Source organism: Caballeronia sp. SBC1 (assembly GCF_011493005.1).
Lineage (GTDB): Bacteria > Pseudomonadota > Gammaproteobacteria > Burkholderiales > Burkholderiaceae > Caballeronia.
Genome location: NZ_CP049156.1, coordinates 496,544 through 510,478, shown reverse-complemented (window position 1 = coordinate 510,478; position 13,935 = coordinate 496,544). Strand labels below are relative to the sequence as shown.

Genomic DNA, 13,935 nt, shown 5'->3' with positions numbered 1-13,935 from the left:
AGAAGATTTAACAACTTGCGCGTCGATTGGACTTAATTGACTCAGCGCGTTCGCGTTAAAATAGGCGTTTCCTTAAGCGCTTTTGCGTCCCTTTGTTTGGGAGCGCCGCGAGTTTCATGCCCATTTCCCCCCCGGCCATCGGCCCCCATATTTTGCGCAACAACTTGTTTGTCGCCCCCATGGCCGGGGTGACGGACCGCCCGTTCCGGCAGTTGTGCAAACGCATGGGCGCGGGTTACGCGGTGTCCGAAATGGTTGCATCGAATGCGCAATTGTGGAAAAGCGAGAAAACGCTGCGTCGCGCGAATCACACCGGCGAAGTAGAGCCTATTTCCGTACAAATCGCCGGCGCTGATCCGAAAATGCTCGCGGAAGCCGCGCGTCACAACGTTGCGAACGGCGCGCAGATTATCGACATCAACATGGGCTGCCCAGCCAAGAAAGTCTGCAATGTGGCGGCCGGTTCGGCATTGCTGCAAAACGAAGCGCTGGTCGCGCAGATCGTGCAAGCCGTGGTGAACGCAGTCGGTGTGGGTCCGGACGCCGTGCCTGTCACGCTGAAGATCCGCACGGGTTGGAACCGCGAGAACAAAAACGCGCTAAATATTGCGCGTATTGCGCAAGACGCGGGCATTTCCATGCTGACCGTGCACGGCCGCACCCGCGCTGATCTCTACAAGGGCGACGCGGAATACGAGACCATTGCCGCCGTCAAAGCGTCCGTGCGCATTCCGGTAGTGGCCAACGGCGACATCGCCACGCCCGAAAAAGCGCGTCACGTGCTGGCCATTACGGGTGCGGACGCGATCATGATCGGTCGCGCCGCGCAGGGGCGCCCGTGGCTCTTTCGCGAGATCGAACACTTTCTGGCAACGGGCGAACATTTGCCGGCGCCGCGTATCGACGAGATCCAGCAACTGATGAATGAGCATCTCGAAGATCACTATGATTTCTATGGCGAATTCACGGGCGTTCGTACAGCGCGCAAACACATCGGCTGGTACACTCGCGGCCTTTCCGGCGCCAACACGTTCAGACATCGGATGAACACGCTGGATTCCACACGAGAACAATTGCTCGCCGTGAACGAATTCTTCGACGCCCAAAAGGCGTTGTCCGACCGTCTCGTCTATGTCGAAGAACTCGGCGCAGACGGTGACCGCGGCGGCAACGACGAAGCTGAAGAGTCGTGCGACGGGCAGAACCACACAGACCGACTAGCCGCATGAGTAGAAATCACATAGAACAATGCGTCCGCCAGAGCCTGGACAATTATTTTCAGGACTTGGACGGTTCCAAACCGCACGACGTCTACGAGATGGTGATTTCGTGCGTCGAAAAACCGATGCTGGAAGTTGTGCTGAAGCAAGCCGAGGGCAACCAGTCGCTCGCGGCCGAGTTTCTCGGCATCAACCGCAACACGCTGCGCAAGAAGCTGCAACAGCACGGCCTCATTTAAAGCAGTTGTTTTAATCCGGACCGTCGCGGCGTACGGCGGTCGACTCGAATTTCCTGATTCCCCTCGACTCCCCTACCGGCTCCCGCCGTTCCCATCATGATCAAGCAAGCGCTCCTTTCCGTTTCCGACAAGTCTGGCATCGTCGAATTTGCGAAATCGCTGTCGGAGCTAGGCGTTAGCCTGCTCTCGACCGGCGGCACCGCGAAACTCCTGGCTGATGCGGGTCTGCCTGTCACCGAAGTCGCCGACTACACCGGTTTTCCGGAAATGCTCGACGGCCGCGTGAAAACGCTGCACCCGAAGGTTCACGGCGGCATTCTGGCGCGCCGCGATCTGCCGGAACACATGGCAGCGCTGGAACAACACGACATTCCGACCATCGACCTGCTGGTGGTGAACCTGTATCCGTTCGTGCAGACGGTATCGAAGGAAGAATGCTCGCTGGAAGACGCGATCGAAAATATCGATATTGGCGGGCCGACCATGCTGCGTTCGGCGGCGAAGAATCATCGTGACGTAACGGTGATCGTCGATCCGTCGGATTACGCGACCGTCCTCGACGAAATGCGCTCGGCTAAAAACACCGTCAGCTACGCAACGAATTTCAAGCTCGCCACCAAAGTGTTTGCGCACACAGCTCAATACGACGGCGCAATCACGAATTACCTGACGAGCCTGACCGACGAGTTGCAGCACAAGAGCCGCAACACCTATCCGTCGACATTCAACCTCGCGTTCACCAAGGTGCAGGATCTGCGTTACGGCGAGAACCCGCATCAAAGCGCTGCGTTCTACCGCGATCTGACCACGCCGGCCGGCGCGCTCGCTAACTACGAGCAATTGCAGGGCAAGGAACTGTCGTACAACAACATTGCGGACTCTGACGCTGCGTGGGAATGCGTAAAAACCTTCGACGTGCCCGCCTGCGTAATCATCAAGCACGCGAATCCGTGCGGCGTGGCTATCGGCGTGGACGCGCATGAAGCGTATTCGAAGGCATTCCAGACCGATCCCACATCCGCGTTCGGCGGCATCATCGCGTTCAATCGTGAAGTGGATGAAACTGCGGCGCAGGCTGTTGCGAAGCAGTTCGTGGAAGTGCTGATGGCGCCTTCGTTCAGCGATGCAGCCAAGCAGATTTTCGCGGCGAAACAAAACGTGCGTCTGCTGCAAATCGATCTCGGCGACGGTCACAACGCATTCGACCTGAAGCGCGTGGGCGGCGGCCTGCTTGTCCAATCGCTGGATTCGAAGAACGTCCAGCCGCACGAATTGCGCGTGGTCACGAAACGTTATCCGACGCCGAAGGAGATGGACGATCTGCTGTTCGCGTGGCGTGTTGCGAAGTACGTGAAGTCGAACGCCATTGTGTTCTGCGGCGGCGGCATGACGATTGGTGTAGGTGCGGGCCAGATGAGCCGCGTGGATTCGGCGCGCATTGCCAGCATCAAGGCGCAGAACGCGGGCTTGTCGCTGGCCGGATCGGCTGTGGCGTCGGACGCGTTTTTCCCGTTCCGCGATGGCCTTGACGTTGTGGTGAACGCCGGTGCGACCTGCGTCATCCAGCCGGGTGGCTCCATGCGCGATGACGAAGTGATTGCTGCTGCGGACGAGCACAACATTGCGATGGTGCTGACCGGAACGCGACACTTCCGTCACTGAGCACGGCGATAAGCACATCACCAAGCACGCTTCACCTTTAGAAAGCCCGGTGGCCGGCAGGCGCACCGGGCTTTTTACTTTTTGCGCCGCGCTGTTAGTATCGCAAGCACTACGTTCCAACGGCACTCCATGAGAATTCTCGGTATTGACCCGGGCCTGCGCGTGACGGGGTTCGGCGTCATCGACAAGACCGGTCAAACGCTGACCTATGTGACCAGCGGCGTCATCAAGACCGCCGACGCAGATCTGCCGTCGCGGCTCCACACGATCTTCGAAGGTATCTCGACGCTTGTCCGGCAACACGCGCCCGACCAGTCCGCGATCGAAAAAGTGTTCGTCAACGTTAATCCGCAATCCACGCTGCTGCTCGGCCAGGCGCGCGGCGCGGCAATTTGCGGCCTGGTCGCGAGCGGCGTGCCGGTCGCCGAATATACGGCGTTGCAGTTGAAGCAAGCCGTGGTGGGCTATGGCCGCGCCACGAAAGAACAAATGCAGCAAATGGTTGTGCGCTTGCTCGCGCTCACCGGGGTGCCAGGCACCGACGCCGCCGATGCACTCGGCATGGCCATCTGCCACGCGCACGCTGGCGGCGCGATGACGGCACTCGGCGAGATCGCACCATCGCTGGCAAAAAAAGGCCTGCGCGTACGGCGCGGCCGTCTTGTCGGCTAACTCCACTACAAGTTCCTCACCATGATTGGTCGCATAGCAGGCGTTTTGCTGGAAAAAAATCCGCCATACTTGCTCGTTGATTGCGGCGGCGTAGGCTACGAAATAGCCGTACCCATGAGCACCTTCTACAACCTCCCGAACAGCGGCGAAAAGGTTGTGTTGCTGACCCAGTTGATCGTTCGTGAAGACGCGCATTTGCTGTACGGCTTCGGTACGCAACAGGAGCGCACGACCTTCCGCGAACTCCTGAAGATCAGCGGAATCGGGGCCCGTATGGCGCTTGCCGTGCTGTCCGGCATGAGCGTTCAGGAACTCGCCCAGGCGGTGACGATGCAGGACGCCGCACGTCTGACACGCACGCCTGGCATTGGCAAGAAGACGGCTGAGCGCCTGTTGCTCGAACTGAAGGGCAAGCTCGGCGCGGATCTGGGCGCGGCAGCGGGCACGGTGAGCGGCCCCGACCACGCGAGCGATATCCTGAATGCATTGTTGTCATTGGGTTACTCCGAAAAAGAAGCGCTTATGTCGGTCAAGAATGTTCCGGCCGGCACGGGCGTCTCGGAAGGCATCAAGCTGGCCCTGAAGGCGCTCTCGTTTCAACCCACGCGCTGACCGCGTTTCAACTCACGCGCCGACCACAAGCGCGACGCCCTCTGGTAGCGGCTGGTACGGATTCAGTCTCCCACGTGGCTGATCCGGCCAACAGTCGGCCGATCGGCCAGCTTTCGGCGTTTTAGCCACGCGGTACAATCGACGCATGATAGAAACCGACAAACTCGCCGCCGAACGCATCATTTCGGCTACTCCCGTCTCGCCGAACGAGGAAGTGTTCGAGCGCGCGCTGCGGCCGCGCGATCTCGAGGAATACGTCGGGCAGGAGAAGATCCGGGATCAGCTTCAGATTTTCATCGAGGCAGCGCGGCGGCGCTCCGAAGCGCTCGATCACGTGCTGTTGTTCGGGCCGCCGGGTCTTGGCAAGACCACGCTCGCGCACATCATTGCGCGGGAGATGGGCGTGAATCTGCGGCAGACGTCGGGACCGGTACTGGAGCGCGCCGGCGATCTCGCGGCGCTACTGACGAACCTCGAAAAGAACGACGTGCTTTTCATCGACGAAATTCATCGGCTGTCGCCGGTCGTCGAGGAAATCCTGTATCCGGCGCTCGAGGATTATCAGATCGACATCATGATCGGTGAAGGTCCGGCGGCCCGTAGCGTCAAGCTGGATTTACAGCCGTTCACGCTGGTCGGCGCGACCACGCGGGCCGGCATGCTGACCAATCCGTTACGCGATCGCTTCGGCATTGTGTCGCGGCTGGAGTTCTACACCGCGAGCGAACTCGCGCGAATCGTGACGCGCTCGGCGTCGCTGCTCAAGGCGCATATCGTCCCGGAAGGGGCGTTGGAGATTGCGAAGCGGGCGCGCGGGACACCGCGAATCGCGAACCGGCTGCTGCGGCGCGTGCGAGATTACGCCGAAGTACGGGCCGACGGCAACATCACAGCCGAAGTGGCGGATGCCGCGTTGAAGATGCTCGACGTCGATCCGGTTGGCTTCGACTTGATGGACCGAAAACTGCTGGAAGCCATCTTGCACAAATTCGATGGCGGTCCAGTCGGCGTCGACAATCTCGCGGCAGCTATTGGTGAAGAACGCGACACCATTGAAGACGTGCTTGAACCCTATTTGATCCAGCAGGGATATTTGCAACGCACACCGCGAGGACGCGTTGCCACGTTGCTAACGTATCGCCACTTTGGCCTCGCCGCCCCTGACGCCGGCCCGATCCGCGAACTGTGGGACGCCAACGCAGACAGTTGAGCCAACAGCCGTATTAGCCGCAACAGACTAATAACTGATTGCCGATAGCCGAACCGATGTCCGATCAAGCAAGTCCGCGCCATGACGATTCATCCGGTTTCGCCGGCCAGTTGGTCAAGCGAATACGCTCCAGACTGGCCAACGGCGTAACGAGCCTGACTACCGGCAGCGGGCCATCGCTGGATTACTCGTCGCCGCCGGGCGACCCAGGACTGTTCGGACCCGACGCCATTTGTTGGAAAGTCCACGCCGACTTCACGTCGATGATGACCGGCGGCGTCAGCGCCCTCTTGCTTCAGGCACTGCACCCAACAGCGCTCGCGGGCGTCTGGGATCACTCCACCTTTCGCACCGATATTCTCGGACGCCTGCGCCGCACGGCCACGTTCATCGCGGGTACGACATACGGCAATAAGCGTGACGCGCTTGCGCTTATCGAACGTGTGAAGCGAATTCACCTCTCGGTGACGGGTACGGCTCCCGACGGGCGGCCGTATCGCGCAAGCGATCCTGCGTTGCTGACCTGGGTTCACGTCGCTGAAGTATCGAGTTTCCTGAAGGCGCATTTGCGATATGTAAACCCGCTGCTTCCGCCTGAGGCACAGGATCGCTACTACGCCGAGACATCGACCATAGCCGAGATGCTCGGTGCAACCAACGTGCCGAAGAGTTGTGCGGAGATCGACAAGTATCTGGCGTCAATGCAGCCGCAGTTGGAAGCAAGCGACCGTACCCGGGAAGTGCTGAAGGTACTGATGAACGCGCCAACGCCCAGTGTCGCGATGAAACCCGCCAGCGCGCTGATCCTGAACGCAGGTGTGGACCTGTTGCCTGACTGGGCGCAATCGTTGCTTGGATTCGGCGCTCTTGCGCCGCTACGCCGCGCGTGGACGCGGCCAGGTGTAAAGATGATCGCGCCGTTGATACGCTGGGCATTGAACAATGGCGTGTCCAAGCGAGCCCGGCGCCGCGCCGCGATGAAACCTGATTAGCGCGGGACTTCCTTGAGGTCATCGTCACTGCCGGGGGTCGAAAGATGCGCGACATCGCCCCAAGAAACGACATTCATTTGACCGTTCTCAAAATCCACCACGTTAATGCTGGAATTCAGCAGCGGCCAGTCGCGCGGCACGTCGAGCGGCAAGCCACGCACGAACCGATAAACGCAGTCCAGCACGCCCCCGTGAGCGACGAATGCGATACGTCCACCCGGATGGGCGGCCACGATCGGCTCGACAGCGCCCAGCACACGTTGTGAGAATGCCCGTTGCGACTCACCGCCAGGCGGCGCGAAGTCAGGGTTATGGCTCTGCCAGTCCGCGTATTCAGCAGGATACTTCGCGCGGATCTCTTCACCGCTGTGAGCTTGAAAGTCACCGTATAAACGCTCGCGCAAACCTTCATTCAGGTTCAGCGGCAAACCAAGCGCGTCCGCAAACGGTTTGGCGGTTTGCTGAGCACGTTGCAGATCGCTGCAATACACCGCGTCGAGCCGGGCGCCGGCCTTCGACTCCTGTAAGAGACGCTGCGCAAGCTGCCCTGCTTGCACCACGCCACTCGCAGCCAGCGGAATATCAATGTGCCCCTGAATACGCTTGATGCGATTCCAGTCGGTTTCGCCGTGCCTGATGAAGAGGACTTGCGTGGTCATGAGATGCTTGATATTCCAGAAGATGCGCCCAATACGACGGGTGCAGTGACAAAGCTCGGCGGAGGCCTCAGGAACGAACTTGCAGCCAGAACGTGACCGGCCCGTCGTTGACCAGCGACACCTGCATGTCCGCGCCGAACTCGCCCGTCTCAACAATCGGATGCGTGGCGCGCGCCTGCCCAACAAAGTAATCAAAGAGCCTGCGGCCTTCCTCTGGCGGCGCGGCCGGCGTGAAGCTTGGCCGCAGCCCGCTGGAGGTATCGGCGGCGAGCGTGAATTGCGACACCAGCAGCACGCCGCCCGCACGCCCGGCACCGTCTATATCCCGCACCGGCAGATTCATCTTGCCGGTGGCATCGCTAAAAACACGATATGCCAGCATCTTCGCCAGCAGCTTGTCCGCAACTGCTGGGGTATCGCCACGCTCCGCACACACGAGCGCCAGCAAGCCGGCATCGATCGCACCCGTCACACGGTCGCCAACGCGCACGTCGGCCCGCAAAACACGCTGAATGAGTGCGATCACGCGCTTACGCTGCCAGCGTGACGCGCGCGAAGCGGCGCTTGCCAACCTGCACCACAAACTCGCCCGCCTCGATCTTCAAGCTCTTGTCCGACACCGTCGCGCCGTCGATCTTCACGCCGCCCTGCTCGATATTGCGCAGCGCCTCGCTGGTCGAAGGCACCAGCCCGGCTTGCTTCAGCAGTTGCCCGATCGCGAGCGGAGCGCCGCTGAGCGTCACCGACGGGATCTCATCCGGCACGCCGCCTTTCGCACGATGGTTGAAGTCTTCCAGCGCCCGTTCCGCGCCAGCCGGCGAATGGAAACGCGCGACGATCTCCTGCCCGAGCAGCACTTTGAAATCGCGCGGGTTACGACCACCTTCGGCTTCGCTTTTGAAACGCGCAATCTCTTCGATACTTCTAAACGACAGCAACTCGAAGTAGCGCCACATGAGTGTGTCGGAGATGCTCATCAGCTTGCCGAACATGTCGGTAGGCTTCTCGCTGATGCCGATGTAGTTATGCTTCGACTTCGACATCTTCTCGACGCCGTCCAGCCCTTCCAGCAGCGGCATGGTCAAGATGCATTGCTGCTCCTGGCCGTATTGCTTTTGCAATTCGCGGCCAACCAGCAAATTGAACTTCTGGTCCGTGCCGCCGAGTTCGAGATCGGCGTTCAGCGCAACCGAGTCATAACCCTGCATGAGCGGGTACAGCAACTCATGAATTGAGATGGGCATGCCGCCCTGGTAGCGCTTCGTGAAATCCTCGCGCTCAAGAATCCGCGCGACCGTGTAGCGCGACGCGAGCTTGATCATGCCGTCGGCACCGAGCGGCATGGACCATTCGCTGTTGTATCGCATTTCGGTCTTCTCACGATCCAGCACGAGCGCGGCCTGCTCGAAATAGGTCTTCGCGTTCGACTCGATCTGCTCGCGCGTCAACGGCGGGCGCGTGGCGTTACGCCCCGACGGATCGCCGATCAGCGAAGTGAAGTCGCCGATCAGGAAGATCACCGTATGGCCGAGGTCCTGCAACTGACGCATCTTGTTCAGGACAACCGTATGGCCAATATGAATATCAGGCGCGGTCGGGTCCAGGCCAAGCTTGATGCGCAGCGGCTTGCCGCTCGCGGCGCTGCGAGCCAGCTTCTGTGCGAACTCGGCTTCGATCAGCAGCTCGTCACAGCCCCGTTTCGCGATGGCAAGAGCCGCCTGCACTTCGTCGGTCAGGGGCAAGGTTTTCGCAGCCGAAGCCGGAGAGTCGTTCGGTTCAGTGGTCATGCTTGCAACTTTTTCGGGTGATTTATTCGGGGCGCCAACAGGCGCCGATCGGGCAAAAGCCGCTGCTTCCGGATTCGTCGACGGTCGCGTTCGGACACGGAAAAAACGTGCGGCATTCACTTGTTCAGGCAACGGATTTTACGTGATGTCGCCTGCCTTCGCCCCGTTTTCCCCGCATGTGGGCAGCGCGTTGACCGCGCGTTGACCGTTTGGCCATGTTTCGAACGCCCCGGCTGCGGAAACGGAGCATGAAACATGGCCGAACGGCCAGCGGCTTAACGAGTGGCGCCGATGCGTGGATAATCGGTCCATCGCGGCCGCTTTGGCTGTCAGAATTGCGTCGATCCCTGCTCGAACAGGGTGATCGGTGAACCCGCATCGAACAGGAGAGCAACGTGGCGCGACGGACCGAGGCAATGGAAACAGGCGACATGGCGGACGGCGTGTACTTTGGGTTGATGTCGGGTACGAGCATGGATGGCGTGGACGGCATTGCCGTCCAGTTCACCGCCGGCAAGCCGCCCGTTGTGCTCGGCGAGGCTCACGTCGGGTTCTCGCAAGGCCTGCGCGACGCGCTTTTTGCCCTTCAGGCCCCAGGCGACAACGAACTGGAACGCGAAGCCCTTGCAGCGAACGCGCTAGCCACGCGCTACGCCGTGTGTTGTCACGAACTGGCAAGCATGAGCGGCTACACGTCCTCGAAAGTCCGCGCGATCGGCGTACACGGGCAGACGGTGCGACATAGGCCGGAAAAGGGCTACACACGGCAAATCAACAATCCCGCGTTGCTCGCAGAAATGACCAACATCGACATCGTTGCCGACTTCCGTAGCCGCGACGTCGCCGCCGGCGGTCAAGGCGCGCCGCTCGTCCCGGCATTTCACGCGACCATTTTCGGCAGTAAGGACGAGACGCGCGTGGTCTGCAATCTGGGCGGCATCAGCAACATCACCATTCTCTCGGCAAATGGCAGCGTCCACGGCTTCGATTGCGGACCCGCGAACGCATTGCTGGACGAATGGGCGCATCGGCATCTGAAACGCCCCTTCGACGAAGGCGGTCATTTCGCGGCACAGGGCCAAGTGCACCGCCCGTTGCTCAACACGTTACTCAACGAACCGTTCTTCGAAGAGCAGCCGCCTAAAAGCACCGGGCGAGATCTGTTCAATCCCGCGTGGCTCGACGCCAAGCTCATCGGTTTTGAAAAAGTATCGCCCGAAGACGTGCAGGCCACGCTTGTCGCACTGACCGCCATCACCGTTGCAAGAGAAATCGAGCGGCATGCTTCCGACTGCCGCGCGGTCTATGTGTGCGGTGGGGGCGCCCGTAATCCGGTACTGATGCAGGCTATCCAGCAGGCGCTTGGGGAGAGTGGCGTGGCGGGTGTCCCCGTAATGACCACGGAAGCGCTCGGCGTACCGCCACATCAGGTGGAAGCATTGGCATTCGCATGGCTTGCGATGCGCTGCGTGGCCCGTAAGCCGGGCAATGTATCGGCGGTAACAGGCGCTGCGGGGGAACGGGTTTTAGGGGCGATTTATCCGCGATGAAGCCAGCCCGGTGCCAACAATCCGTTGCCGACGAAGAGTGGCTAAGAGGGGCTATCGGTGCGAAAGAGAAGCTGATAGCACTTTCAAGCGTGTCGCCCACGCCCTGCTCCTCGCGTTACGGCCTCGATTCTTCATCGAAGCACATGTCCCGGTAAACGCGGGCCAAAAAACAAAAACGGAGCCCGAAGACTCCGTTTTATATCTGCAAAGCTACATTACGCGGCGCAAATCCCGCGGCGTAGTCGGATCAGCAGCGTAATCGAATCAACTAATCAGAATCACGCCGAGAACGACGATCCGCAACCGCAGGTGCTGGTCGCGTTCGGATTCTTGATCACGAACTGCGCGCCGTTCAAATCGTCTTTGTAGTCGATCTCAGCGCCGACGAGGTACTGATAGCTCATCGAATCGATCAGGAGCTGGACGCCAGCCTTGTCCATCACGGTGTCGTCTTCGTTGATGGCTTCGTCAAACGTGAAGCCGTACTGGAAACCCGAACAGCCGCCGCCCTGCACGAACACGCGCAGCTTCAGTTCCGGATTGCCTTCTTCGTCGATCAGTTGCTTGACCTTGTCGGCTGCTGCGTCGGTGAAAACAAACGGCAACGGCATTTCGGTCGTGGGGGTGTCGGTGACAGCGTTCATTCGAACTCTCCAAAAAAGCTTCTAGGGACTATTGTAGGGCTGATCTCAATATCGTGCTGGAAGCCCATGTAATCAATAGGCTATCGACCCACACTATCCCGAAATTGCCGCGGCTGCTTGGGGTATCACTGAAGTATCACTGAAAAATTGCCGCGATCCGCGAGTATTCGCCACGAAAAAAGCCGCCAGCGCATACACGCAGGCGGCTTTTTGAGCCATTTCGCCGTAACAACGGCGAAACCGCCAAACAGCTTAACGCTTCGAGAATTGTTTCCGGCGACGTGCCTTGTGGAAACCAACCTTCTTACGTTCAACTTCACGAGCATCGCGGGTAACGAAGCCAGCTTGTGACAGCGTGGGCTTAAGCGTAGCGTCGTAGTCCATCAGCGCGCGGGTGATGCCGTGGCGAACTGCACCGGCCTGACCCGTTTCACCGCCGCCGTTCACGTTGACCTTGATGTCGAACGTGGTGGCGTGGCTCGTCAGTTCGAGCGGCTGGCGCACGATCATCAGCGACGTTTCGCGCGAGAAATAATCAGCAATGGGCTTGCCATTGACAATGATCTCGCCCGTACCGGACTTGATGAACACGCGAGCAACGGCGCTCTTGCGGCGGCCCGTACCGTAATTCCAATTACCGATCATATGGGCTCCCTTTAGATCTCGAGCGCTTTAGGCTGTTGAGCCGTATGCGGATGCGTTGCGCCAGCGTAGACCTTGAGCTTCTTGATCATCGCGTAGCCGAGCGGACCTTTCGGCAACATGCCCTTAACGGCTTTCTCGAACGCACGGCCCGGGAAGCGTTCTTGCATCTTGTTGAACGTCGTTTCGTAGATGCCGCCCGGATAGCCCGAGTGACGGTAGTACTTCTTGTCAGTACCCTTGTTGCCCGTGACGCGCAACTTGCTGGCGTTGATGATGACGATGAAATCGCCAGTGTCGACGTGCGGGGTGAACTCGGGTTTGTGCTTGCCGCGAAGTCGGGCGGCCACTTCACTGGCGACACGTCCGAGAACCTTATCCGTCGCGTCAATCACGTACCATTCACGCGTCACCTCATGGGCTTTTGCGGAAAACGTCTTCATGATCGATCCAAAAAATAATTCTGCCCTGCTTTGTCCCGCTTGTATGTTCGTGCGCATCGAGGCGCGTGCGGGCTCTCCCTGGTTCTCGTCCGCGGGCATGGTGCGGATAGAGAACTTTGAATTATAAGGGAAATTTGGATATGAAGTCAAAACTTGCCTGTTCGACAAGCAAATTCACCCCGATTCAGTGCTGAACGATCGCATTGTGGGGAGATTTTGCGACCGAACGACGAGCGAACAACCGGGCCGTCATGACCAAAATCGACGCTAAAGCAGACGAAAAAAAGCCCGAGCCTTGGGCTCGGGCTGAATCCACCTAGGAGGAGGTGGAGGAGACAGGAGCAAGTATATGAAGGGCTTTTGTGCAAAGCAAGTAAATTTGCATTATGGGATGTAATTTCATAATGCAAAATGTTAACGTCACGGACGATCGAATTATTTAGTATTTACAATCAATTACTTACCTGAAATTTAAAAGCTTCTCAGGCACAACTTGCAGGAGAAACCCCTTATTCATAGTAGGGAAATCGCGAATTTGTCTTACGTATTGCGACGCAACAACGCTTCACGGAAAAGACAAACGAACGCACTACTGCGATTCCTACAATCAGCTAAAACGCTACAATCGACACGATTAGACAAGTGTCTTATGGCACCGGAGTTTTCTCATGGAATGCAAAGTTAGCTGGATGGGACAGGACGGAATGGCGTTTGCCGCGGAAACGGGCAGCGGTCATCTGGTCACAATGGACGGCGCACCGGAAGGCGGCGGCCGCAATCTCTCGCCGCGACCAATGGAAATGGTCTTGCTCGGCACGGGCGGCTGCACCGCGTACGACGTCGTGATGATCCTGAAGAAAAGTCGTCAGGAAGTGGCGGGTTGCTCGGTCACGCTCAAGGCCGAGCGCGCGAGTGAAGAGCCGAAGGTGTTTACGAAGATCCACTTCCATTTCACGGTGACAGGCAAGAACCTGAATCCCGCGACGGTTGAACGCGCAATCACCCTCTCACACGACAAATACTGCTCGGCGTCGATCATGCTGGCGAAGACGGCCGAATTGACGCATTCCTTCGATATCGTCGCGAGCTGAATTCCGCGCATCGAAGAAGAAACGACGAAAAAAAGCCGGCGTCATCACTGACGCCGGCTTTCTTTTTGAATCTGACAAAGCAGGCCGATAAGCCGGATTCTGTGCACGCCTCACGCCCGAAAGCGTGACGCGCGTGGCAGTCATTCCTCTAGTCGCGCCATTACTGGCGCGCTCAAGCTTCCTACCCGCAGACGAGACGGAGGCACCGTCCTGCATCTCGAAGATGCGCGCCTGCCTACTTGGAATTGCTCCGGGTGGAGGTTACCTTGCCGGTCTGCCTTGCAGCAGCCGCGGTGCGCTCTTACCGCACCGTTTCACCCTTACCTGATCCCCGAACTTGCGCCCGGGGCCATCGGCGGTTTGCTTTCTGTTGCCCTGTTCCGCGTGTTGCCACGGATGGCCGTTAGCCATCACCCTGCCTGGTGGAGTCCGGACTTTCCTCGCCCTCTCCGGCCGAAACCGGATCAGCCGCGACTGCCTGGCCTACTTTGCGGCCATGATTCTAGCATGAG

The 13,935-nt window shown here is 59.2% G+C and carries 15 protein-coding genes and 1 other RNA gene; 9 read left to right on the top strand and 7 right to left on the bottom strand.

Features of this window, described 5'->3' with window-relative positions; all coding sequences use genetic code 11:
• The first annotated feature begins 116 nt into the window (after positions 1 to 116).
• The 7 genes from dusB to SBC1_RS02235 all read left to right on the top strand — a co-directional run bounded on the left by dusB (position 117) and on the right by SBC1_RS02235 (position 6,607).
• Positions 117 to 1,229 (top strand): tRNA dihydrouridine synthase DusB, encoded by a 1,113-nt coding sequence (gene dusB, locus SBC1_RS02265; protein WP_165086263.1) that lies wholly within the window; start codon positions 117 to 119, stop codon positions 1,227 to 1,229.
• Positions 1,226 to 1,459, top strand: a complete 234-nt coding sequence (locus SBC1_RS02260; protein ID WP_165086260.1) for a Fis family transcriptional regulator — start codon at positions 1,226 to 1,228, stop codon at positions 1,457 to 1,459. The genes dusB and SBC1_RS02260 overlap by 4 nt, the downstream gene beginning before the upstream one ends.
• A 96-nt stretch (positions 1,460 to 1,555) precedes the next feature.
• Positions 1,556 to 3,121 (top strand): bifunctional phosphoribosylaminoimidazolecarboxamide formyltransferase/IMP cyclohydrolase, encoded by a 1,566-nt coding sequence (purH, locus tag SBC1_RS02255; protein WP_165987124.1) that lies wholly within the window; start codon positions 1,556 to 1,558, stop codon positions 3,119 to 3,121.
• A 129-nt stretch (positions 3,122 to 3,250) separates the two neighbouring features.
• On the top strand, positions 3,251 to 3,793 hold the full coding sequence (gene ruvC, locus SBC1_RS02250; RefSeq protein ID WP_031357515.1) for a crossover junction endodeoxyribonuclease RuvC: 543 nt from the start codon (positions 3,251 to 3,253) through the stop codon (positions 3,791 to 3,793).
• Positions 3,794 to 3,814: 21 nt separating this feature from the next.
• The gene (ruvA, locus tag SBC1_RS02245) at positions 3,815 to 4,405 is read left to right on the top strand and encodes a Holliday junction branch migration protein RuvA (protein ID WP_165086249.1); all 591 of its coding nucleotides are present in this window, start codon (positions 3,815 to 3,817) and stop codon (positions 4,403 to 4,405) included.
• Between the two features lie 145 nt (positions 4,406 to 4,550).
• A complete protein-coding gene (ruvB, locus tag SBC1_RS02240) occupies positions 4,551 to 5,615 on the top strand; it encodes a Holliday junction branch migration DNA helicase RuvB (protein ID WP_165086242.1) in 1,065 nt (354 codons plus the stop codon).
• Between the two features lie 56 nt (positions 5,616 to 5,671).
• Entirely contained in the window at positions 5,672 to 6,607 is a 936-nt protein-coding gene (locus SBC1_RS02235; protein WP_165086240.1) for an oxygenase MpaB family protein, read from the top strand.
• On the opposite strand, the gene SBC1_RS02230 is transcribed toward SBC1_RS02235, so the two are convergent.
• The 3 genes from SBC1_RS02230 to tyrS all read right to left on the bottom strand — a co-directional run bounded on the left by SBC1_RS02230 (position 6,604) and on the right by tyrS (position 9,053).
• Positions 6,604 to 7,266 (bottom strand): histidine phosphatase family protein, encoded by a 663-nt coding sequence (locus tag SBC1_RS02230; RefSeq protein ID WP_165086208.1) that lies wholly within the window; start codon positions 7,264 to 7,266, stop codon positions 6,604 to 6,606. The two genes, SBC1_RS02235 and SBC1_RS02230, sit on opposite strands and share 4 nt — an antisense overlap.
• Before the next feature lie 67 nt (positions 7,267 to 7,333).
• Positions 7,334 to 7,792 (bottom strand): D-aminoacyl-tRNA deacylase, encoded by a 459-nt coding sequence (gene dtd, locus SBC1_RS02225; RefSeq protein ID WP_165086190.1) that lies wholly within the window; start codon positions 7,790 to 7,792, stop codon positions 7,334 to 7,336.
• A 4-nt stretch (positions 7,793 to 7,796) separates the two neighbouring features.
• Positions 7,797 to 9,053: a tyrosine--tRNA ligase gene (tyrS, locus tag SBC1_RS02220; protein ID WP_165086182.1), complete on the bottom strand. Its 1,257-nt coding sequence runs from the start codon at positions 9,051 to 9,053 to the stop codon at positions 7,797 to 7,799.
• Positions 9,054 to 9,469: 416 nt separating this feature from the next.
• Here tyrS and SBC1_RS02215 point away from each other — a divergent pair, with 416 nt between their 5' ends.
• Complete coding sequence (locus SBC1_RS02215; protein WP_165093021.1) at positions 9,470 to 10,603, top strand: anhydro-N-acetylmuramic acid kinase; 1,134 nt, start codon at positions 9,470 to 9,472, stop codon at positions 10,601 to 10,603.
• 278 nt (positions 10,604 to 10,881) lie between these two features.
• Here the strand turns inward: SBC1_RS02215 and erpA are convergent, their stop codons facing one another.
• The 3 genes from erpA to rplM form a co-directional block, all read right to left on the bottom strand.
• Positions 10,882 to 11,247 carry an iron-sulfur cluster insertion protein ErpA gene (gene erpA, locus SBC1_RS02210; RefSeq protein ID WP_031357523.1) on the bottom strand — a complete coding sequence of 122 codons (366 nt, stop codon included), beginning with the start codon at positions 11,245 to 11,247 and terminating at the stop codon, positions 10,882 to 10,884.
• A gap of 252 nt (positions 11,248 to 11,499) precedes the next feature.
• The gene (gene rpsI, locus SBC1_RS02205; RefSeq protein WP_056355701.1) at positions 11,500 to 11,892 is read right to left on the bottom strand and encodes a 30S ribosomal protein S9; all 393 of its coding nucleotides are present in this window, start codon (positions 11,890 to 11,892) and stop codon (positions 11,500 to 11,502) included.
• Positions 11,893 to 11,903: 11 nt separating this feature from the next.
• A complete protein-coding gene (gene rplM / locus SBC1_RS02200; protein ID WP_031357525.1) occupies positions 11,904 to 12,332 on the bottom strand; it encodes a 50S ribosomal protein L13 in 429 nt (142 codons plus the stop codon).
• A 668-nt stretch (positions 12,333 to 13,000) separates the two neighbouring features.
• Between rplM and SBC1_RS02195 the strand changes: the two genes are divergently transcribed.
• The gene (locus tag SBC1_RS02195; RefSeq protein ID WP_165086176.1) at positions 13,001 to 13,423 is read left to right on the top strand and encodes an OsmC family protein; all 423 of its coding nucleotides are present in this window, start codon (positions 13,001 to 13,003) and stop codon (positions 13,421 to 13,423) included.
• Between the two features lie 72 nt (positions 13,424 to 13,495).
• Here SBC1_RS02195 and rnpB read toward each other — a convergent pair.
• An RNA gene (gene rnpB, locus SBC1_RS02190) (RNase P RNA component class A) lies at positions 13,496 to 13,913 on the bottom strand.
• Between the last annotated feature and the right edge of the window lie 22 nt (positions 13,914 to 13,935).

Bases quoted from the DNA above. Each gene is read 5' to 3' on its own strand.
- rplM (WP_031357525.1), bottom strand. From the start codon at position 12,332: ATGAAGACGTTTTCCGCAAAAGCCCATGAGGTGACGCGTGAATGGTAC.
- SBC1_RS02235 (WP_165086240.1), top strand. From the start codon at position 5,672: ATGTCCGATCAAGCAAGTCCGCGCCATGACGATTCATCCGGTTTCGCC.
- rpsI (WP_056355701.1), bottom strand. From the start codon at position 11,892: ATGATCGGTAATTGGAATTACGGTACGGGCCGCCGCAAGAGCGCCGTT.
- erpA (WP_031357523.1), bottom strand. From the start codon at position 11,247: ATGAACGCTGTCACCGACACCCCCACGACCGAAATGCCGTTGCCGTTT.
- purH (WP_165987124.1), top strand. From the start codon at position 1,556: ATGATCAAGCAAGCGCTCCTTTCCGTTTCCGACAAGTCTGGCATCGTC.
- ruvC (WP_031357515.1), top strand. From the start codon at position 3,251: ATGAGAATTCTCGGTATTGACCCGGGCCTGCGCGTGACGGGGTTCGGC.
- ruvB (WP_165086242.1), top strand. From the start codon at position 4,551: ATGATAGAAACCGACAAACTCGCCGCCGAACGCATCATTTCGGCTACT.
- SBC1_RS02195 (WP_165086176.1), top strand. From the start codon at position 13,001: ATGGAATGCAAAGTTAGCTGGATGGGACAGGACGGAATGGCGTTTGCC.
- tyrS (WP_165086182.1), bottom strand. From the start codon at position 9,053: ATGACCACTGAACCGAACGACTCTCCGGCTTCGGCTGCGAAAACCTTG.
- dusB (WP_165086263.1), top strand. From the start codon at position 117: ATGCCCATTTCCCCCCCGGCCATCGGCCCCCATATTTTGCGCAACAAC.
- ruvA (WP_165086249.1), top strand. From the start codon at position 3,815: ATGATTGGTCGCATAGCAGGCGTTTTGCTGGAAAAAAATCCGCCATAC.
- SBC1_RS02215 (WP_165093021.1), top strand. From the start codon at position 9,470: ATGGAAACAGGCGACATGGCGGACGGCGTGTACTTTGGGTTGATGTCG.
- SBC1_RS02230 (WP_165086208.1), bottom strand. From the start codon at position 7,266: ATGACCACGCAAGTCCTCTTCATCAGGCACGGCGAAACCGACTGGAAT.
- SBC1_RS02260 (WP_165086260.1), top strand. From the start codon at position 1,226: ATGAGTAGAAATCACATAGAACAATGCGTCCGCCAGAGCCTGGACAAT.